Source organism: Prevotella sp. C0209C1, from assembly GCF_056583855.1.
In genome coordinates, this window is record NZ_JBWPJP010000006.1 from 1 (window position 1) to 20,657 (window position 20,657).

15 protein-coding genes are annotated in these 20,657 nt (G+C 38.7%); 6 read left to right on the forward strand and 9 right to left on the reverse strand.

Annotated elements, in window-relative coordinates; all coding sequences use genetic code 11:
• Window positions 1-112: 112 nt before the first annotated feature.
• The 4 genes from pgeF to hpt form a co-directional block, all read right to left on the reverse strand.
• Window positions 113-895 (reverse strand): peptidoglycan editing factor PgeF, encoded by a 783-nt coding sequence (gene pgeF / locus AC1DCD_RS02515; RefSeq protein WP_464640151.1) that lies wholly within the window; start codon window positions 893-895, stop codon window positions 113-115.
• Window positions 888-2,054, reverse strand: coding sequence for a GTPase ObgE (gene obgE / locus AC1DCD_RS02520; RefSeq protein ID WP_464640149.1), 1,167 nt, complete (start codon window positions 2,052-2,054; stop codon window positions 888-890). Before obgE ends, pgeF begins: the two co-directional genes overlap by 8 nt.
• Before the next feature lie 127 nt (window positions 2,055-2,181).
• On the reverse strand, window positions 2,182-2,754 hold the full coding sequence (locus AC1DCD_RS02525; RefSeq protein ID WP_464640147.1) for an adenylate kinase: 573 nt from the start codon (window positions 2,752-2,754) through the stop codon (window positions 2,182-2,184).
• Window positions 2,754-3,293 carry a hypoxanthine phosphoribosyltransferase gene (gene hpt / locus AC1DCD_RS02530; protein ID WP_464640145.1) on the reverse strand — a complete coding sequence of 180 codons (540 nt, stop codon included), beginning with the start codon at window positions 3,291-3,293 and terminating at the stop codon, window positions 2,754-2,756. Before hpt ends, AC1DCD_RS02525 begins: the two co-directional genes overlap by 1 nt.
• Window positions 3,294-3,382: 89 nt before the next feature.
• Here hpt and AC1DCD_RS02535 point away from each other — a divergent pair, with 89 nt between their 5' ends.
• Window positions 3,383-4,900 carry an NAD(P)H-hydrate dehydratase gene (locus AC1DCD_RS02535; protein ID WP_464640143.1) on the forward strand — a complete coding sequence of 506 codons (1,518 nt, stop codon included), beginning with the start codon at window positions 3,383-3,385 and terminating at the stop codon, window positions 4,898-4,900.
• Between the two features lie 80 nt (window positions 4,901-4,980).
• On the opposite strand, the gene AC1DCD_RS02540 is transcribed toward AC1DCD_RS02535, so the two are convergent.
• Both AC1DCD_RS02540 and gdhA read right to left on the reverse strand, forming a co-directional pair.
• On the reverse strand, window positions 4,981-5,664 hold the full coding sequence (locus AC1DCD_RS02540; protein ID WP_036854122.1) for a septal ring lytic transglycosylase RlpA family protein: 684 nt from the start codon (window positions 5,662-5,664) through the stop codon (window positions 4,981-4,983).
• A 75-nt stretch (window positions 5,665-5,739) separates the two neighbouring features.
• Complete coding sequence (gene gdhA, locus AC1DCD_RS02545; protein WP_008446709.1) at window positions 5,740-7,083, reverse strand: NADP-specific glutamate dehydrogenase; 1,344 nt, start codon at window positions 7,081-7,083, stop codon at window positions 5,740-5,742.
• Between the two features lie 585 nt (window positions 7,084-7,668).
• Between gdhA and AC1DCD_RS02550 the strand changes: the two genes are divergently transcribed.
• Entirely contained in the window at window positions 7,669-9,474 is a 1,806-nt protein-coding gene (locus AC1DCD_RS02550; RefSeq protein ID WP_464640140.1) for a MutS-related protein, read from the forward strand.
• Between the two features lie 87 nt (window positions 9,475-9,561).
• Here the strand turns inward: AC1DCD_RS02550 and AC1DCD_RS02555 are convergent, their stop codons facing one another.
• The gene (locus AC1DCD_RS02555; protein WP_008446732.1) at window positions 9,562-10,575 is read right to left on the reverse strand and encodes a class II fructose-bisphosphate aldolase; all 1,014 of its coding nucleotides are present in this window, start codon (window positions 10,573-10,575) and stop codon (window positions 9,562-9,564) included.
• Between the two features lie 258 nt (window positions 10,576-10,833).
• Here AC1DCD_RS02555 and AC1DCD_RS02560 point away from each other — a divergent pair, with 258 nt between their 5' ends.
• A complete protein-coding gene (locus AC1DCD_RS02560; protein WP_464640138.1) occupies window positions 10,834-11,646 on the forward strand; it encodes a Cof-type HAD-IIB family hydrolase in 813 nt (270 codons plus the stop codon).
• A 239-nt stretch (window positions 11,647-11,885) separates the two neighbouring features.
• Here the strand turns inward: AC1DCD_RS02560 and AC1DCD_RS02565 are convergent, their stop codons facing one another.
• Window positions 11,886-14,207, reverse strand: a complete 2,322-nt coding sequence (locus AC1DCD_RS02565) for a hypothetical protein (RefSeq protein ID WP_464640136.1) — start codon at window positions 14,205-14,207, stop codon at window positions 11,886-11,888.
• Window positions 14,208-14,290: 83 nt separating this feature from the next.
• Entirely contained in the window at window positions 14,291-14,473 is a 183-nt protein-coding gene (locus tag AC1DCD_RS02570) for a hypothetical protein (RefSeq protein WP_353586269.1), read from the reverse strand.
• A gap of 501 nt (window positions 14,474-14,974) precedes the next feature.
• Between AC1DCD_RS02570 and AC1DCD_RS02575 the strand changes: the two genes are divergently transcribed.
• From AC1DCD_RS02575 to AC1DCD_RS02585, 3 genes are all read left to right on the forward strand, one after another.
• Window positions 14,975-15,631 (forward strand): YiiX/YebB-like N1pC/P60 family cysteine hydrolase, encoded by a 657-nt coding sequence (locus AC1DCD_RS02575; RefSeq protein ID WP_464640133.1) that lies wholly within the window; start codon window positions 14,975-14,977, stop codon window positions 15,629-15,631.
• 294 nt (window positions 15,632-15,925) lie between these two features.
• Complete coding sequence (locus AC1DCD_RS02580; RefSeq protein ID WP_464640131.1) at window positions 15,926-19,180, forward strand: SusC/RagA family TonB-linked outer membrane protein; 3,255 nt, start codon at window positions 15,926-15,928, stop codon at window positions 19,178-19,180.
• 18 nt (window positions 19,181-19,198) lie between these two features.
• A complete protein-coding gene (locus AC1DCD_RS02585; protein ID WP_464640129.1) occupies window positions 19,199-20,641 on the forward strand; it encodes a RagB/SusD family nutrient uptake outer membrane protein in 1,443 nt (480 codons plus the stop codon).
• Window positions 20,642-20,657: the final 16 nt, after the last annotated feature.

Sequence of the window (20,657 nt, forward strand, 5' to 3'; positions counted from 1 at the left end):
TCTTGGCTATGTAATTCCCGCTATTAGGGCTTACTCGGGACTTCCACCCGTTAGAAAATGCTCATGCCGAGCGTACACTTAATTAAAGAAGTAGGCTTTTCAGATAAAAGCCCTACTTCTTTAATATAATACCGGTATAAATCGTGCCGAAATTTTCTTTTATACGTCTTGCCGAAAAATAATCTTCATAGTTATCATAAGTACATATTCCCGACTGGAATATATTATTAGGTCTCACCCCCAAGGAAAGAAGCTCATACTCATTAGCTAAAGGCAGGTTAATATGCCACTTTTCATAAAACTTACTAACCTTATCCATATCGAAATTAGCCTCAGCAAACTGGTTATACACTTCCTGACCAACCTCAAAATTCTTTAAAGATATACATGGCCCAATAACAGCCTTTAAGTCTTTAGGGGCAGTATTATAAACATTCATCATAGAGTAGATAGTCTTCCTTACTATATGCTTTACTGTTCCTCGCCAACCTGCATGTATAGCAGCAGCTGCATGATGAACAGTATCATATAACAACACAGGTACACAATCGGCAGTATGCACACCTATACAAACACCTTGTACATCAGTTAGCAAAGCGTCTGATCCTTCAAGAATCTGCTTTTTCACCTCTGTAGGCAATAAGAAAAACTCTTCTGCTATCATTCTGCTATCGGTACCATGCACCTGATGCTGACGAATAATTCTTTCTTTAGGCACATTTATCTCTTTGGCAACAGCCTCTAAATTAGCCTCTACAGCTATTGGGTCGTCTCCACGATAAGCATTTATGTTAAGAGTGCCAAAGGTACCATTACTTTTTCCACCATGCCGTGTAGTGGAAAAAGCAACAACTTCCGAAGATATATTATAATAATGTAATAAAGGCTTACTCATCTGTATATTCAAAATCGTCTAAATCGTCTATTTCTTCAGCATCTTTTCTATCTTCTGTTTCATCAAAATCGGCTCCTTCTGCCTGCAACTCTTCAACAAAACACATCATGTCTTTATCACGATGCACGAGAGTATCTTCTGAAGTAATCTCACGCAACTTATTACTTTCAGAGTTTAATTCTTTCCATAGAATATCTTTTAATTCTTCTATTCCTTGTCCTGTTACTGCTGAAATAAATACTACTGGAAGATCTTTTGGTAACGTTTCTTGAAGCATTTCGATAAGCTCTTCATCTAACAAGTCGCTCTTTGTTATCGCAAGAACTCTATGCTTATCTATCATTTCCGGATTAAACTGCTTTAACTCATTAAGTAAAACCTCATACTCTTTTTTAATATCATCAGTATCACCAGGTACCATAAAAAGCAAAAGAGAATTACGTTCTATATGCCGGAGGAAACGAAGACCTAAGCCACGCCCTTCACTTGCTCCTTCTATAATTCCAGGTATATCTGCCATTACAAAACTATGATGATCTCGATAGCTAACAATTCCTAATGAAGGCTCCATAGTTGTAAATGGATAATTAGCTATCTTTGGCTTAGCAGAAGACAGAGAAGACAGTAATGTAGATTTCCCTGCGTTAGGGAAACCCACTAAACCAACATCAGCTAAGAGCTTCAATTCCATTATAACCGTCATCTCCTGCATGGGTTCTCCTGGCTGAGCGTAACGCGGAGCTTGATTAGTAGAAGTGCGAAACTGGAAATTACCTAATCCTCCACGACCACCTTTTAATAACAATACTGTTTGCCCATCGTATGTAACATCACAAACAAACTTACCCGTTTCGGCGTCATATACTACTGTGCCACATGGCACATCAATATATATATCTTTACCATCTGTACCATGACACTTATCCCTACCACCATTACCTCCATGCTCAGCATAGATATGACGCTGAAACTTTAAATGAAGCAATGTCCAATAATTATGATTACCACGTAGGTAAACACTGCCACCTTTACCACCATCGCCACCATCAGGACCGCCATTGGGATTATATTTCACATGACGCAAATGCATCGAACCTCTACCACCCTTACCAGAACGACAATATATTTTAACGTAATCTACAAAGTTTGAGTCCGCCATAAAAAAGGAAATAAAAAAAAAGAATAAATAAAAAATATATTCTTATATAATAAAAAAAATGAGAGGATAGAGCTTTCTGGAATATAATCCTTTACTCTCACCTCTCAATATCTATCCAGTATTATTTTTATAGTGAGTCTATAACTGCTTTAACTCTTTCGAAAATATCATCAATAGAACCTAACCCTTCTACATGATGATGAATCTTTTCACCTTCATACCAATCTATAAGAGGAGATGTTTGTGTGTTATAAACTTTTAAACGCTTCTTTATAGTTTCTTCATTATCATCAGAACGACCACTCTGCTCGCCACGAAGTAATAAACGCTTCATAAGCTCCTCCTCAGGAACAAATAGCTCTATCATTGCAGCTATCTTATGACCACGCTCTGCGAGCATTGCTTTTAACGACTCTGCCTGTGATATAGTACGTGGGAAACCATCAAAGATGACGCCCTTATGATCTTTGCCAAATGTATCATAAACACTTGCAAGAATGTCTACCATAAGCTCATCAGGTATTAACTGGCCGTTATCTATATACCCTTTAGCCGTCTTGCCTAATTCTGTACCTTTCTTAATCTCACTACGAAGCACATCTCCTGTAGAGATATGACCGAACCCATACTCCTCAATCATCTTGTCGCTCTGAGTACCTTTACCAGCACCGGGAGCACCAAAAATTACAATATTTTTCATTATTCTTGTACTAATGTATATATATCTCTTAAATTTCTACCTTGCTGATCATAATCCAAACCATAGCCCACTATAAAGTCGTTAGGTATTTCCATAGCAACATACTCCACATTCAAAGGCACTGCCAGCTTACCGGGCTTAAGAAGCAATGTACAGATATGCAAACTACGAGGATTACGTGTGCCCAACGTTTCTAACATACGCTTCATTGTAGAACCTGTGTCTACAATATCTTCCACTATAATAACATCACGGCCACTAATATCTTCATTCAAACCTATCACTTCCTTTATCTTTCCTGTAGAAATAGTCCCTTCATAAGATGCTAACTTCACGAAAGAAATCTCACTCGGTATGGTTATGAAGCGAAATAAATCAGCTGCAAACACAAACGAACCGTTTAACACTGCAAGAAAAAGCGGATTTTTGCCATTCATATCTTTATTTATCTGTTCCGCAACACGCTTTACCTGTTTTAAAATCTCTGCTTCTGGAATAGATATATCAAATGTTTTATCTAAAATAGTTACTCGGCTCATTCTACTTAAATATTTATTTTTTGCAAAATTACGAAAATAATGACAAACTATCCTATTAGAAAACATTATTTTAGTAATTTTGCGATTATATGAAGATATTTACAAGTACTCAAATACATCAGTTAGATAGATATACCATAGAAAGGGAAAATATCAAATCTATAAATCTTATGGAGCGCGCTGCTAAAGCTGTTACTAACACCATTACAGAGCGTTGGAGTAATATAACACCTATAGTAGTCTTTGCAGGCCCTGGAAATAATGGCGGAGATGCCTTAGCCGTGGCTCGTATGCTTGCTACACTTGGATATAAGGTTAATACCTTTCTCTTCAATATTAGCGAAAAGCTTTCAGAAGACTGTCAAGCTAACAAGCTACAACTACTTAACAGCAAGGCGGCTAAAGACTTTGTAGAAATAACAACTCAGTTCGACCCTCCCGAACTGACTGAAAACACTTTAGTAATAGATGGCCTGTTTGGTATAGGACTTAACAAACCTTTAGCTGGAGGCTTTGCTTCTTTAATAAAATATATCAACCAAAGTCCTGCAAAAATTGTAAGTATCGACATACCCTCAGGCTTATTGGCTGAAGACAACTCATATAGTGTGAGAGCTAATATTATCCATGCGCACCTCACATTAACCTTTCATCAGCCTAAACTATCATTCTTATTTGGTGATAATCAAACTTTTTTAGGAGAAGTAAAGATACTTGATATACGTCTTAATAAGGATTTTATCAAAACAAAAGATGCAAGATTTTCCATTATAGAAGAAAATGAGATTAGGCCACTATTACTTTCGCGAGATGATTTTGCCCATAAAGGCACTATGGGCAATGCTCTTATAATAGCAGGAAGCTATGGTATGGCAGGAGCAGCTATCCTTGCATCACGTGCTTGCCTAAGAGCAGGCGTGGGTAAAGCCACGGTACATTCGCCAAAAGCTAACTATGCCATAATGCAAACAGCAGTGCCAGAGGCCATTGTACACCTTGACCACGAGGAAACTGTCTTCTCAGAACCTATCGATACTGATGGTTTTGATGCCTTAGCTATAGGTCCTGGAATAGGAGTTTTAGAAAACACTGCCATTGCCTTAATATCTCAAATAAGAAAAGCACAATGTCCGATTATTGTTGATGCTGATGCTCTAAACTTATTAGCAAACCACCGTACATGGATGCAGCAACTTCCAAAAGGCATTATCATGACTCCTCACCCAAAAGAGTTCGACCGCCTATCAGGAGTACCTACTAACAACGACTATGAACGGTTAATGCGAGCATCCGATCTTGCTAAATCTCTTCAGGGATACATCATATTAAAGGGCCATCACAGTGCGTTATGCTTACCTAATGGCAAGGTAATATTTAATAGTACAGGTAATAGCGGTATGGCTACAGCAGGCAGTGGAGATGTATTGACAGGTATCATCACAGCCCTCTTAGCACGCGGATATTCTCAAAAGAGCGCATCTTTGGTAGGTATGTACTTGCACGGATTAGCAGGCGACTTAGCAGCTAAAGAGATAGGGAAAGAAAGCCTTATAGCAAGCGATATTATTAATTACCTGCCTAAGGCTTTTAAACGTTTAGAAGAGTAAGAATACTAAGCTATGTAGTAGCTTCCTCTTAGGTGTAATATACCATTATCCCTATATAACACATATATAGGGAACACTATCTATTCAAATATACCTGTTACACCATTTTTTATCTTATTAAAGAAGTCTGTCCACGACTTACTTGCTCCTTCTTTCGAAGAACTTTTCATTGTTTCTTGCTGCTGATACCGTCTAAACGCCTTGTTTTTATTATAGCTTACAGCAGCCTTCCGTGATAAGCCTTTAGTATTCACCTTACGCTCCACCTCTTCAGGCTTATCGTCTTTAGTCTTTTCCCATTCTGGAATAAACTCATAACATACTCCTGCTAAGCCATATTCCACCTCTGGCACCTCTATAGTCTTATCTATATCCGGACTTGGATAAGGTATCTCTGTCTTATTTCGCATCACCTCGATACGCACATATCCTACACCACTCGATATTATACCCAAAGCCCGAGCTGCTGCATAAGAAAGATCTATTATACGCCCACGCACAAAAGGACCACGGTCGGCAACACGCACAGTAATGGTTTTACCACTTCTGGGATTTGTTACCTTTAAACGAGTACCAAAAGGAAGCGTTCTATGAGCACAAGTAAAATCATTCTTATTATAAACCTGCCCATTACTCATCCTTCTGCCATGAAGGTTATTACTATAATAAGAGGCTTTACCACTTGTTTGCCCTTTGCAATGGGTAGAAGTGATAAAGCCTATAAATAACATTATTAATATTAAGAGAGATCTGAATTTCTTCATAACATATTATTTTCCATTCTCTCCTTAAATAAATGCCCCCTCATACTTTTAAGAGAGGGGACAGGAGAGAACTTTTTATATAACACCTTGCTCAAGCATTGCCTCAGCCACCTTCATAAAGCCTGCTATATTAGCACCCTTTACATAGTCTACAGTACCATCAGGCTGTGTACCAAACCTAACACACTGCTCATGAATGCTCTCCATTATCCAGTGTAGCTTAGCATCTACCTCTGCAGGAGCCCAGTTTAAATGAGCTGCATTCTGTGTCATTTCAAGGCCAGAAGTGGCTACTCCACCTGCATTTACTGCTTTACCGGGAGCAAATAGCACACCATTCTTTTGGAAGAAATGAATGGCACCAGGCTGACAGCCCATGTTAGAAACCTCGCAGCAGCACCAGCAACCATTTGCTTTAAGCTCCTTTGCATCGTCTTCACTCAACTCATTTTGGAAAGCACATGGCAAAGCAATATCACAAGGCACGCTCCAAGACTTCTTACCTGCAGTAAACTTAACCTTGTCTGGGAACTTAGTAGCCATATCCTCTACCTTATTACGATTAGAAGCACGCATTTCAAGCATATAGTCTATCATCTCTGTTGTAATACCCTCTGGGAATTCGCAAACACCATCAGGACCAGAAATAGCTACAACCTTACCACCTAACTCCAAAGTCTTTAAAGCAGCACCCCATGCTACATTACCAAAACCAGAAAGAGCAATCTTCTTTCCCTTTATCTCCTTACCAGCTTTCTTTAACATGTGCTGAGCAAAATAAAGAGCACCGTAACCAGTAGCCTCAGGACGGAAGAAAGATCCTCCCCACGTAATACCCTTACCTGTTAATACTCCTGTGTGATATCTACGCGTAAGCTTCTGATACATACCGTTAAGGTAACCTATCTCACGACCACCTACACCAACATCGCCTGCAGGAATATCCTGATCTGGACCTATATTATGGCGCAACTCTAACATGAAGGCTTGGCAAAAACGCATAATTTCTGCATCTGATTTGCCTACAGGATCAAAGTCGGAACCACCCTTACCGCCACCCATTGGCAACGTTGTTAGAGCATTCTTAAAGGTTTGCTCAAAACCTAAGAACTTAAGCATAGAAGGAGTTACTGCCTTATGGAAGCGCAAACCACCTTTATAAGGACCTATCGCGCTATTAAACTGAACCCTATAACCAAGATTTGTCTGCACTTTACCTGCATCGTCTATCCATGTTACACGGAATGTAAATATACGATCCGGCTCCACCATTCTCTCTATAATCTTAGCTTTTTCAAACTCTGGGTGCTGGTTATAAACCTCTTCTATCGATTCTAAGACCTCTTGTACTGCTTGTAAGTACTCTGACTCGCCTGGATGCTTTTGTTCCAAGCCTTGCATAATTTTTTTGACTTCCATAGTAGCTTATATTTTTATTGTTTATGTTAGTTATATCACTATGTCAAAATGATGCAACAAATGTATCTAATAAAAATTGAACCACCAAGAATTTTATCAAAAAAAACATGCCCTTACCTTTACAAAAAACACTTATTAGTATTCATAAAAAAGATAATTATGACGCAAAATAACAAAAAAAATATCACTAATGCAACCTAAGCAGGATAATACAAACCTTTATTTTATATTTTTGTTGAAATTTAAAGAAACTATGACAGATAAGAAAACTATAAGTTTTAACGCTTTTTTCACCTAACCTTGATGCTCTAAAACCTGTTCACTCGTCTTTTACATAAACAAACCATACTAAGCGAAAAGGGAGGGGCTTATATAGAAAACCTTTAAGCTATCAGCAATAGAAATGATTATATACTAAAACGATATTAGCTTATTATGAAGAAAAAATTGCTTATCTTTGCAAGAAAACCTTAAAGGGATATTACAAAACTACAAAGGCAAGATATATGCCGATAAGAAAACAGAAAAGAAAACAAAGCCATAACCTCATTTAGGCTATAAAAATCTTTTAAACTCATTAAAATTATGAACAAAACATTAAATGCTTACTATAAAGAGCAAATACTTAAGCTAAAAGAAAACATAACGAGCTTAAAAGCAAAAAACACCTCTTACATCATTTGCGAGATAACTACATTTATCGGCATAATAGCTTTTATAGTATTATACATATTATATACCAACAGCTTATGGAACTTATTAGGAAGTGGGATATGCTTGGCTCTATATATATTAACACGCTATTATGACGGGAAAAACTCTGAAAATATAGAAAACCTTACCTCTCTAAAAAAGACATATCAGCAAGAAGTGGATTATTTTAACGGAGACTTCTCATGCTTTGACCAAGGTAACAAATATATAGATGCCAACCACCCCTTTACGCTTAACATAGACATCTTTGGAAATCAATCACTCTTCCAACGCATAAACAGATGTATTACTACCACAGGAGCCGATTATTTAGCAGCATGCCTTGCTGAAGAAAACACCGAAAGTAACAAAATATCAAAAATAAAACAAATAAAACAACGAACACTAAGCATAAAAACACTATCTGCCGATGAGCCTCTTATCACACAGTTTAAAGCCATAGGAGCATCAAAAACCATAGATACTAACGCTATAAAGATGATGTTAGAAAAAATAAGTCTAATACACGTACCACGCCTCTTTTCTTTTACACCCTTTACATGGCTAAGACGCATTAGCTTAGTGGGCTTCTACATCGCTATACTATGCTCATTCATGGGATATTGCTCTTTTTCCATACCTGTTACTTGGGCGGTAACTAACTTTTGTGTGTCCTTTTTTGCTTCCTACCGCTATATAAAGCTCGTCAACAACGCCTTACAAGGCATACTAAACTACACAAACAGCTACCTTAGGATAATACGCCTCATAGAAAATGTTAATACAGACAAAGCTGAAGAACTAAAACAAATAAAAACACACCTTATCGGGGCTTTGAAGGCTTTTGAATGTATACAGAGACTTTTACAAAAGATAGATGGTAGAAGTAATGAGTTTGGAGTGGTACTGCTAAACACACTAAAGCTAACAGACCTTTCTATATTATGCTCCTTTGCTAACTTACAAGCTAACATTAAGCTAAACACTGAAAGCTGGATAAATGACGTCAGCACCTTTGATGCTTTGATAAGTATGGCAAACTTCAGACTAAATGAAGACAAAGCCACCGATGCCAACATCGTACAGAGCAAAGAAGTAGTGTTTAAAGCTGATAACATATATCACCCTTTCTTAGGAGAAAATGCTGTAAAAAACAATTTTTACATAGAGCCACTATCATATTACATAATAACAGGAGCTAACATGGCAGGCAAAAGCACCTTCCTACGCACTATAGGCATTAACTATATACTGGCTATGAACGGACTACCGGTCTTTGCAGATAGCCTAACAGTATCTATTTTCCACCTCTTTACAAGTATGCGCACTACAGATGACCTTGCTAAGGGGATATCATATTTTAACGCTGAGCTACTCCGACTAAAACTTCTCATATCATCTCTACAGCCAACAATGCCAAACCTCATCATTTTAGACGAAATACTTAAAGGCACTAACTCGCTTGACAAACTTAACGGCTCACGACTATTCTTAGAATATGTAGCTAAAAGAAATGTTACAGGCATCATTGCTACACACGACTTAGAACTATCTAAAATGGAAACTGATAAACGCTTTCACAACTACTGCTTCGAAATAGAATTAGGAAATAACATTACTTACTCATATAAAATAACAAAAGGAGTGGCACGAAATCAAAACGCAACCTATCTTCTTAAAGACATACTAAAAGGATAATAACATTACTATAAAACAAAAAAAGGTGGTAAACCCTAAAAAAGAGCTTACCACCCAAACTAATTATTAAAATGAATAAAAAAATTATTAATCTATATTAGTCAACTTGTAGTCTGAACCTAAAACATCTTTTATCTTCTCTTTGTATAGCTCTTCCATATACTCACGAGCCTTACCACAATACTGACGAGGATCGAAATACTCTGGGTGCTCATCAAATGTCTCACGAACACCAGCGGTAAATGCTAAACGAGAGTCTGAATCGATATTGATCTTACATACTGCACTCTTAGCTGCACGACGTAGCTGCTCCTCTGGAATACCTACAGCGTTTGGCAACTTACCACCATGAGCATTAATAATATCAACATACTTCTGAGGAACAGAAGATGAGCCATGAAGAACGATAGGGAAGCCTGGGAGCTTCTTCTCAATAGCTGCCAATACATCGAATGCCAATGGAGGAGGTACTAAACGGCCTGTCTTAGGATCGCGTGTACACTGCTCTGGGGTAAACTTGTAAGCACCATGTGATGTACCTATAGAGATAGCCAACGAATCGCAACCTGTACGGGTAGCAAAGTCTACAACCTCCTCTGGCTTTGTATAGTGAGAAACCTCTGCTACTACATCGTCCTCTACACCTGCAAGAACACCAAGCTCACCTTCTACAGTTACATCAAACTGATGAGCATAGTCTACCACCTTCTTTGTTAAAGCGACATTCTCCTCATAAGGAAGAGCAGAGCCATCAATCATTACTGAAGAAAAACCAGAGTCGATACAACTTTTACATGTCTCAAAGCTATCGCCATGGTCAAGGTGAACTACAATCTCAGGATGCTTGCAACCAAGCTCCTTAGCGTATGCCACTGCACCCTCTGCCATATAGCGAAGCAATGTAGCATTTGCATATTTACGAGCACCCTTAGATACCTGAATGATAACTGGGGATCTTAATTCTGAAGAAGCCTTAACGATAGCCTGAAGCTGCTCAAGATTGTTGAAGTTGAACGCTGGAATAGCATAACCACCAACTACAGCCTTTTTAAACATCTCGCGTGTGTTTACAAGACCTAATTTTTTGTAATCTACTACCATAACTTTTATTATATGTTTAAATTAAACGAATTATTCCGTTTGGTCGATACAAAAGTAATATTTTATTTTGGCTTAACCAAAGCAACAGGCACACAAAAAACTATCATAAACGTTAAATATAGCTTTTTTATAACTTTAACACACATTTCATATACATATTTTTACATAACAAAAAACACAGACACACCTTTATACAATACAAAAAGATTACCTTTGCAAAATATTTTAACACACAAAAAAATATTTCCAAAAAACAAAATGAAGAAAAAATATAAAATGATAGTGCTCGACTTAGACGGCACACTAACAAATAACAATAAGGTAATAACCCCTAAAACTAAAAACGCACTTATACGCGCACAAGAACAAGGCATACGCCTCGTTTTAGCTTCTGGCAGACCTACATACGGCATCGCACCCTTAGCACAAGAGCTACAACTAAAACAATACCACGGATACATTCTTGCCTTTAACGGAGCAAAGATAATAGACTGTGCCTCTGGCAACACACTCTTCGAGCAAACACTACCCTCAGAACTTGTTCCTACGCTATATGAAAAAGCCATAGAGCACCACATGAACATACTTACATATCAGGGAGAAAAAATAGCTGCTACTTCTACACAAGATAAATATGTGAAGGAAGAAGCACGTATTAACAAGCTACCCATAACCCTATATCCCAACTTTCTAAAACAGATAGTCTACCCCATTAACAAATGTCTTATCGTGGGAGACCCTACACCGCTACACCTATTAGAAACAGAACTATCAAAGACGCTCGAAGGGAAGATGAGCATATACAGGTCGGCTGATTATTTCCTTGAATGCGTACCACTAAATGTAGATAAAGCTCTCTCTATAGCCAAACTGCTAAAGCTCACCAACATTAAAAGAGAAGAAATAATAGCTTGTGGCGATGGATATAACGACCTTAGCATGATAAAATACGCTGGGCTGGGAGTAGCTATGGCGAATGCTAACGAAGATATTCGCCTTAAAGCGGACTATGTTACACTATCTAACGAGGAAGACGGAGTGGCTAAAGTAATAGACACTTTTATCTTATAAAAACCTCTATAAAAAACATACCACAACCATACATTTATAAAAGGTGATGTTTTACCCTATAAAACATCACCTTTTGCAACCTTAAACATCATCTTTTCTGCTATAAAACATCACCTTTTGCAAAGGCACTCCTTTCGTAAAGATAACTATTTGATAACAAGCCTTTTACGCGAACACTGCTCAAAGCGTCATCTACACTATTATAATGTTATCTTACCAAAGGGGAAAAGCACTAACCTTTATTTATAATATTCCTCGTTGTGCGCCCCTATAATGCGTTGCTGACGTGGCGCTATAGAGTCTTTTTCGCTAAGAGACCAGTTAGCAAAACAACGGATAGAACCTCTAACTGCATTTCCTTTTGTCATATTACCTCGATAAAAACCATTGGGGTGAAAATAACGACAATAATAAACTTTATTAGGATCTCCTTTGTCGTATAAGTCACCTTCTCGTTTTTTCGTTGCCGAAAAGTAGCAAGCGTCGTCAATTATTTTCAATCCTTTCCCGTCTCCGTCATCATTAAGTATGCGAACAACGTCATTGCTGTTGTTTTTATTCCAATATTCAGGATTTGATATCTCGTCAATAGTTATAGGAAGGTTACCTATCCACCGTGCAGTAATGGCAAGTCTGCGTCCACGCCCATCTACATTACACCCTTTATCTTTGTCTTCTGTGTGTATTACGAAGCGATAAGCACAGCGATAGCGATTGCCCGTGAGGTCTTTGTTATCTTTGCTACGGACATGCTCAAAGCGTATGCCATATATCACCTTGCTGTTTCCGTCTATTACTGTCTTATATATGCTGTTGTAGAGCGATGGTGCGGAGAATCCTTGCAAGTCTTTAAGCTGTAACCACTCCTTGAAATAGCCATCAAGCGAAGGACCTTCAGGGCTTTTGCCATCAGTAAAGCCAAGGTTTCTGCCCTCAAGATCTTTTCTCATTACCTGCCAATCGGCATAACATTTTTCTGCCACATAGGGCAATGCCGCTCCAAGCTCCTGTATAGATGGTATATGATACCCCTTAGGTGCTTTCCCTGCTTCTACTAATATTTGAAGATGCTTCTGATCAAACTTTCCTTTTCCGCTGTGTGGCTCTATATCGTTAGTAAATACTAAATCTTTTTCATCTATCTCTGTAAAAACTCTCTCAGGCACAGCCAAGTTCGATTTTGCCATACGTGCCAACGGCACACGCCACTTATAGCGGTTATCTCCCGGAAACATCTCCTTTAAGTTTACCTCTATCACCTTTCCCTTATAACCTTCCCAGCTATCTACACGTTGGTATTCGTTAGTATGCGGTGTGCCACAGAGAAACTCTCCCCGTACCTTACCCTTTCCGTTTACCCAGCCCAGCATAAAACCACCATGGGCAGATGTAATGGCAGTAGTATTATCTAAAGAGATCTTTGCCTTAGAATAGTCGCACTCAGCTTTATCCTTATTACCCTTCCCTTTATATGAGAAGATGTCTACATACTCGCCCCCATTTATAGGCATTCCCCACACATAAAACTCGTCATAATCTTTACCTGTTTCTTTAGCAGCGGAGTAAGTATATCTATAACGCAGCTCCCAAACTTTTGAGAACTGATATTCTTTTAACCTTGCCATAATACGATTGTTCATCTGTGTTTCAGGTCCTTCACCTAATTCGTGATAATCTGTAGGGTGGTGCCACACCCAATAGTCCTTCACGGGATTTTTGTGCGACACCTTTACGCTGTGGCTTTGTCGTGGGTCTATTCCCTTATCATAGTCTACGAAACTGAAGAAGACATTGGGCGACAGCCCGGTGCTGGAAAACATATACTGGTGTTCCTCTGGCTTCAATAGCTTATCGCTACGCTTAACCTTCACCTTAAACACTACACCTTGCGGCTCGAAGCGCATGTTATGGAAATCTATTTTGTTCTTACCCTTAATATCCACCTTTACCCAGTTGGCTACAAAGGGCACATTAAACTCATGTTTTGTGCTACTACCTGCAACAGATCCGTTTAGCACCTTTGGCTTATCCTTTTGCCCATAAAACTCTACAGTGTTGGGAATGCCTTTTTCTCTTTCCATATCTCCGCCTACAATGCCAGCAATATACCAGTTTTCGCCAGGGTTAATATCTACACCGTTGTTATTGATCCACTCTAAGGTTATCTTAGGGCAGTAAGTGCTCAAGTGCCAACCGTTTGAGGTTTTACTCTTACTTGTCCAACGAATATGCAGATATGCCAACTTGCGATTGTCGTTGTCGTCTTCCTCATCGTCTTCCTTGATAAGGTAAGCGTCTGTCTCAAAACTGTTATCCTCTGTAAGCTCAAACATCTCATTCATGATAACAGTGGCACGCGAAGAAGGCTGTTGCGATAAGGACATATCCCTCTGTGGCAAAACTACCCCTGCACTACCACTCTCAATGGTAATAACAGATGTGGCACATTTCTTACTTGCTTCTTTTCCTTTTATATTAGGCTCGGGAAGTATTTCGTCCGAACAGCTAACACTAATGGTAAAAAGCACCATTAGAAAGAAAAATGTTTTTATACTTTTCATTTGCTCTCTATTGATAATTTTCTTATATATACCTAAAATGAACTACTTTTTTATAACTATCTTAAAACCATAACATAACCTCACTATAGCTCATACTCGCTGTAATCCTGATTATAAGAAGCGTTTGGGTCTTCAGACTTTTTCGGATCAAACTTTACATGAGAATAATTAGAAATGCTACTATCATGACCACTCCCAACTACAAGCACACTTTCAGCCTCTACCGAAATAATACTACAAACAGGAACAATATATTTCCGTTTCATCACTATCTAAAAAAAAAGAATGTTTACCTTATCTATGTTTGATAAATAAATAAAAAAATATTTTTACTACACACATTCACCTTATCACAAGGTATGTGTCTTGCTAACTAAAATGTATCATTAAAAATAAGAAAAACACCGTTCAGGGGAAACCGCACTTACGCAAACGCAACAAAACAGCCAAATAGTTATCACTCGCCAACCTACTAAAACAATCTGGGGGGGGGTAAAAATTCATGGGAAATATGCAAATAAAATACGTTAAAAAATAAAAAACTTGTTCTTTATATATTACTTCTTAAATTATTATTTATTGTTAATTTTATTAAGATTATTGCACTGCAAAGGTAAGAAAAAAAGTTTAAATATCCACTTTTTTGTGCTTTTTTTACCATCGAGCCATATAGAAAAGCTAATTTTCTATAAAAATATTTTACATTATGCTATTCTTTTTATACTTTTGCACTCATGTTACTGACAAAACAAACAGACGAGAAAATTATGAGAAAAACTATTTCTATCTTATCGAAGAGTTTTATTTTATTCTTCTTCCTTTCCTTGTTTAGCTGTTCTTCAAAGATAAAGGACACTCCAGCATTAGTAAAAACACTCCAAGACGGCGATCTTCTTTTTATTGCAAAAGGAAAGCCTAACGCCATAACCGACGTTACTTCAGGTGTAGATGGGCTAAAAATAGACCATGTGGGCATATATGTAAGCATAAGTTCTTGTGGGTACGTCTTAGAGGCATGTCCTCCGAGGGTTAGGCTTACCACAATGGCAGACTTTCAAGAGCGCGCTAAGAAGAGCGACAAAAGCGCACGCATCATCGTAGGAAGGATAACCTCAGACGTAGACGTACATGCTTCTATAAAGAAAGCCATGTCTTACATTGGGCGCAAGTACGACTATCTTTACCTTCCTGACGACAACGAGTTATATTGCAGCGAACTGGTACAAAAGTCGTTCGTAGACAGTAAGGGACACTTAGTGTTCACCCCTATACCTATGACCTTCCGCGATAAGAATGGCAAAATACCCGATGTTTTTGTCAATATGTATAAAAGCCATAACATTCCGGTGCCAGAAGGCGAGCCAGGCTCTAACCCTGGAGACCTTTCCCGACGCCCACAGCTAAGAATATGGTATTACCAATAATAACTTAAAAGACAACGTTTTACGAGCCTTTAACGCTTAAAGACATATACTTTATATATAAAAAGAGCAATAAGCCCATTGTGGAGTAATGACCACTTTGGGCTTTATTATGGTATGTTAATTTAAGTCTTCTTATAAATATTTTTCATTCAGTTTGTTGCCTCTTTAAAGTATTATACCTACTTTTGTATTTTATGTTTTGTGTAAAAACATATTTCTAATTGTTTTTAACGGACAGGATACATCTTAATAAATAAAACATTATATAACCCATAACAGAAAATAGAGAATAAGATGCAAAAAAGTATTTTTTTAAAACACACATGGATAGTTCTATTATTGAATATCCTTTTCTGTGTATTACCTTGTCTTCAAATCTCTGCTCAGAATGTAAATGAGATGAATGTTACGCTTAATATGAAGCGTGCATCATTAAAACAATTCCTTGACGAGATAGGCAAGCAGACCAGTTTAGAGTTCGTCTACGATGCAGAGCAGATAGACAAGATTAACGATGTTACCATCAATGCTCAGGACAAGCCCGTAAGAAGCGTATTAGGGCAGGTGTTAGGGCAGGTGTCGTGTAGCTATTCCATAAGTGGAAACGTAGTTACTATTACTCAAAAGAGTGAGCCCAACCGCAGCAAAGGCATTTCTGGACAGATAACCGATGCTCAAGGCATTCCTCTTCCCGGTGTTACCATTCGTATGGAGGGCTTTAATGGTGGATACATCACAGACATAGATGGTCGCTACTCTATAGAAACCACTCAAAAGGAAGCCAAACTTAGCTTTACATACATAGGATATAAAACCCTACATAAAACCGTTAAGAACGGCACTGCAGGCAACTTTGTCTTAGAAGAAGATGCCGAGATGCTTGGCGAGGTGGTAGTAACAGGCTATGGAACGAAAAACAAAAACAGCTTTACAGGAGCTCAAACCTCTATAAAGCGAGACCAGCTTATCTCTGTGGGTACAAAGAGCGTTTTAGAAAGTCTTTCGGCTTTTGTACCGGGCATGATGGTGTTAGAGAACAACACAGCAGGCTCTGACCCTAACAAGCTCGCCGATATTAACATTCGTGGTAGAGCTACCTTCGACGGAACAGCAAACATGCCAGTGTTTGTTGTTGATGGGTCGCAGGTTAATGTGCAATATGTTTATGATATGGACGTTAACGATATAGAGAGCGTTACCGTGCTAAAAGATGCTTCTGCTTCTGCTCTATATGGTGCTAAAGCCTCTGCAGGAGTTATAGTAATAAAGACTAAAGCTATGACGGGTGGCAGACTAAAGCTAAACTATAATGGCACAGTGCGCCTTTCTACCCCTGACCTTAGCGACTACAACCTTCTTGGGGCAGCCGAAAAGCTTGAGTATGAACGCTTGGCAGGGCTATATAGCAGCACTAACCCTCAGGAGCAATATGCCCTTGAGCAGCAATATGCCGACATCTATCGTAAGGTAAAAGACGGCGTGTACACTAACTGGATAGCTAAGCCTCTACGCAACGCCATAAGTCATCAACATAGCCTAAGCATAGACGGTGGTGATGAGCGCGCCCGTTATAGTTTGGGCGTAAGATATGGCAACGATGCTGGTGTTATGAAGGGTTCTAACCGTGAGCGTTTGTCTACAAACTTCCGCTTATCTTATGGTATAGATGGTAAGTTTTTTATTTCAAACACCTCTACACTAAGCTCTATAAAGACAAACAATTCTCCTTACGGCGACTTCTCTTACTGGGTAAAACAAAATCCATACGAAAACCCATATGATGAGAATGGCGAATACAGACAGTTGTTACATTATAACCTCGCAAACCCTCTTTATCAAGCATCTTTAGGGAGCTATAGCAAGTCTGATAATCTCGACTTTCTTAACACTACCTCTTTGCAGGTATGGATAAACAAGGTGTTCCGTATAGATGGCGACTTCTCTATCCAAACCTCAAAACTTAACTCTCGTAACTTTACATCACCTTTCTCAGCTCTTGAAATAAAAAACAAAGCTGATGTTTCTCGGCGTGGTACGTTAAGAGATGGCAACAGCAAGACAGCTAACTATCAAGGTAAGATAATGTTATCTTATAATGCTTACGTTCTGCCAAAGCTCTTCTTAACTGCAATGGGAGGTAGCAGCATAGAGTCGTCTACAGTAGACGGTGCCGATTACACCACTATAGGTTTTTACACCGACAAGCTGGGACACCCCTCTTTTGCTACATCTTACGCTAATAATAAGCCTTCAGGCACAGATATACGATATAACGGTGTAGGCTTCTTCGTAAATGCCAACACTATATACGACAACAGATATTTCCTCGACCTTATATATCGTTATGAAGGGTCATCAAAGTTTGGTAAAAACTCTCGCTTCGCTCCTTTCTGGAGTATTGGTACGGGGTGGAACATTCACAACGAGAAGTTTATGAAAGGCTCTCCTTTCCAGCTATTAAAGCTACGCGCCAGCATGGGATATTTAGGTAACATCTCCTTTGAGCCTTATCAGGCTTTGACTACTTATACCTATGCTAATGGGTATAACTATGTTAAAGGTATAGGTGCTGTGCCTCTTACAATAGGAAACACAAACCTAAAGTGGGAACGTACACTAAGCAATAACATAGGTTTAGACATAACCATGTTTAAAGGACGCTTCGATTTTTCTGCCGACTATTATATTAAAAACACTGACAACCTACTGCTCGACATCACCAAAGCTCCCTCTATAGGTGTTGCTACCTCTCGCGAAAATGTTGGTGAAGTACAAAATACAGGTTTCGAGCTACAGGCTCGCGTCTTACCTATAAAGACAAAAGACTGGCAATGGTCGGTAGGCGTAAACTACTCTTACAACAAAAACAAGATAAAAAAGATAAGTAATGCCCTAAAGGCACAAAACGAAAAGAACCAAAAGCAAGGAGGCGTTACCCCTCTTCCTATATATGAAGAAGGACAATCGCTCACAGCTCTAAAGGTAGTACCTTCGGCAGGTATCGATCCTTCCACAGGTAACGAGATATACATCAAACGCGATGGCTCTTACACCATGACTTACGACCCTAATGATAAGGTTATTTTTGGCGACACAACACCTTTTGGTATAGGTGCTATGACATCGTATCTTACATATAAGTCGTTGTCTTTTGGTGCTTCTTTCAGATATTCTTTCGGCGGAGCGGTATATAACCAAACTCTCGCAAGCAAAGTGGAAGGTGCCGATCCACGTTATAATGCCGATGCACGTGTGTTTAACAGTCGCTGGAAACAAACAGGCGACAATGCTAAATATAAGCGCATCGATGATACCTCTGTACCTATGCAAACATCACGCTTTGTAGAGGTAAACAATTTTCTCACTCTTAGCAGCCTATCCTTAGGTTATGACGTACCTACAACGGTAAGTAAGCGTTTAGGACTTAACCGCCTACGCTTCGAGCTTATTGCCAACGACCTGTTCTATTGGTCTACCGTAAAACGCGAACGAGGCTTGTCTTACCCTTATGATAGAAGTATAGAATTGTCAGTAAGATTGTCATTGTAAAAACACAAAAAAATAGTTATGAATAAAATATATTTATATATCACCCTACTTATAGCCCTCGTAGGATTATCTTCTTGTAGCGATTTCTTAGATGTTCAGCCCGCAGGACAGTTAGAACAAGAAAAACAGTTTAGCGATATGCGTGGCTTCAGAGACGCTATGTATGGAGCTTATGGCAAATTGGCTACAACAGATTTATATGGAGGCAATCTCTCTTATGCCTTTGTAGACCAAATAGGACAGATGTCGGGCTATGCTGCTTCTTCCGTGCCTGCTTATTTTGCTGGAGCATACGACTATAAAAAGAAAGAAGTAAGAAGTATTATTAATAGTATATGGTTCGGTCAATATCAGGCTATATCATATATAAACAACATCTTAAAACATATTAATACTACTGAGATTACCCACCCCGAGCTATCTATAATGCGCGGAGAATGCTTAGGGCTTAGAGCTTTCCTACACTTCGATCTTGCCCGGTTATTTGCCGAAGACTATCTGCAAAGCACTAAGACATCTCGAGGGCTACCTTACTCTACGTCCTTCGACCTAAATAACCGCAAGCTATATTCGTTACACGACACATATCAGCTCATACTTAACGACCTTGATGAGGCTGAAAAGCTGCTTGCTAACGACAATGTTGTAAACGTAGAAAAGAACCCTACTAACGATTATATGAAGGGCAGAGCCGTATTCTTTAACAAATATGCCGTAGCGGCTACTAAAGCACGAGTATATTACAGTATGGGAAAATACGACTTAGCTGCTAAATATGCCAAGATAGTAGTAGATAGTAAAGACAATTTTAGCTTGAAAAAACTTACCTCTATGGACGGAGTGAAAAGATTTCCTGCTACTAACGAACTTATCTTTGGGCTCTACAACACAACCCTCTCTAAAGAGATTGCACAAATGTTCCTATCACAAACAGCAAGAGGAACATTCTACGAAGGACGACGCGACCTCGAAAAGCTTTACGAAACCTCGTCCTTTACCGCAACAAGCTCGGATATAAGATACCCCTCTTTCTACAAGCTCAATACTCCCGGAAGCACACAGACATTCTCTTTTATACGATTATTAGAGAGCGAAGCACAAATAGCTACACTTCCTCTTCAGGGATTTACACTTATCCGCCTACCTGAAATGTATTATATACTCAGCGAAAGCCTCTTCGATACTAATAAAGAAGAAGCTATCAGCTATCTTAATAAGGTAAGAGCAAGCAGAGGATTAGACCCTGTAAGTAGCGATAAGACCGTTAATCGTGAGGCTTTTGAAAAAGAAATGCTACATGAACGTATGAGAGAAATGCCCGGAGAAGGACAAATATTCTATGCTTTAAAACATTATAATAAAAGCTTTACCGACTTTACTGGTACCAAGACCATTACACCTTCTACCGAAATTTTTGTATTGCCTTGGCCAGAGAATGAAACAGAATTTGGTAACAAATAAAAAAAATATAGAATAT

Excerpts from the sequence above, each read along its gene's own strand:
- AC1DCD_RS02575 (WP_464640133.1), top strand. The coding sequence starts at position 14,975 with ATGAGAAAAACTATTTCTATCTTATCGAAGAGTTTTATTTTATTCTTC.
- AC1DCD_RS02565 (WP_464640136.1), bottom strand. The coding sequence starts at position 14,207 with ATGAAAAGTATAAAAACATTTTTCTTTCTAATGGTGCTTTTTACCATT.
- AC1DCD_RS02570 (WP_353586269.1), bottom strand. The coding sequence starts at position 14,473 with ATGAAACGGAAATATATTGTTCCTGTTTGTAGTATTATTTCGGTAGAG.
- pgeF (WP_464640151.1), bottom strand. The coding sequence starts at position 895 with ATGAGTAAGCCTTTATTACATTATTATAATATATCTTCGGAAGTTGTT.
- AC1DCD_RS02525 (WP_464640147.1), bottom strand. The coding sequence starts at position 2,754 with ATGAAAAATATTGTAATTTTTGGTGCTCCCGGTGCTGGTAAAGGTACT.
- AC1DCD_RS02550 (WP_464640140.1), top strand. The coding sequence starts at position 7,669 with ATGAACAAAACATTAAATGCTTACTATAAAGAGCAAATACTTAAGCTA.
- AC1DCD_RS02580 (WP_464640131.1), top strand. The coding sequence starts at position 15,926 with ATGCAAAAAAGTATTTTTTTAAAACACACATGGATAGTTCTATTATTG.
- AC1DCD_RS02535 (WP_464640143.1), top strand. The coding sequence starts at position 3,383 with ATGAAGATATTTACAAGTACTCAAATACATCAGTTAGATAGATATACC.
- AC1DCD_RS02585 (WP_464640129.1), top strand. The coding sequence starts at position 19,199 with ATGAATAAAATATATTTATATATCACCCTACTTATAGCCCTCGTAGGA.
- AC1DCD_RS02560 (WP_464640138.1), top strand. The coding sequence starts at position 10,834 with ATGAAGAAAAAATATAAAATGATAGTGCTCGACTTAGACGGCACACTA.
- AC1DCD_RS02540 (WP_036854122.1), bottom strand. The coding sequence starts at position 5,664 with ATGAAGAAATTCAGATCTCTCTTAATATTAATAATGTTATTTATAGGC.
- hpt (WP_464640145.1), bottom strand. The coding sequence starts at position 3,293 with ATGAGCCGAGTAACTATTTTAGATAAAACATTTGATATATCTATTCCA.
- gdhA (WP_008446709.1), bottom strand. The coding sequence starts at position 7,083 with ATGGAAGTCAAAAAAATTATGCAAGGCTTGGAACAAAAGCATCCAGGC.
- obgE (WP_464640149.1), bottom strand. The coding sequence starts at position 2,054 with ATGGCGGACTCAAACTTTGTAGATTACGTTAAAATATATTGTCGTTCT.
- AC1DCD_RS02555 (WP_008446732.1), bottom strand. The coding sequence starts at position 10,575 with ATGGTAGTAGATTACAAAAAATTAGGTCTTGTAAACACACGCGAGATG.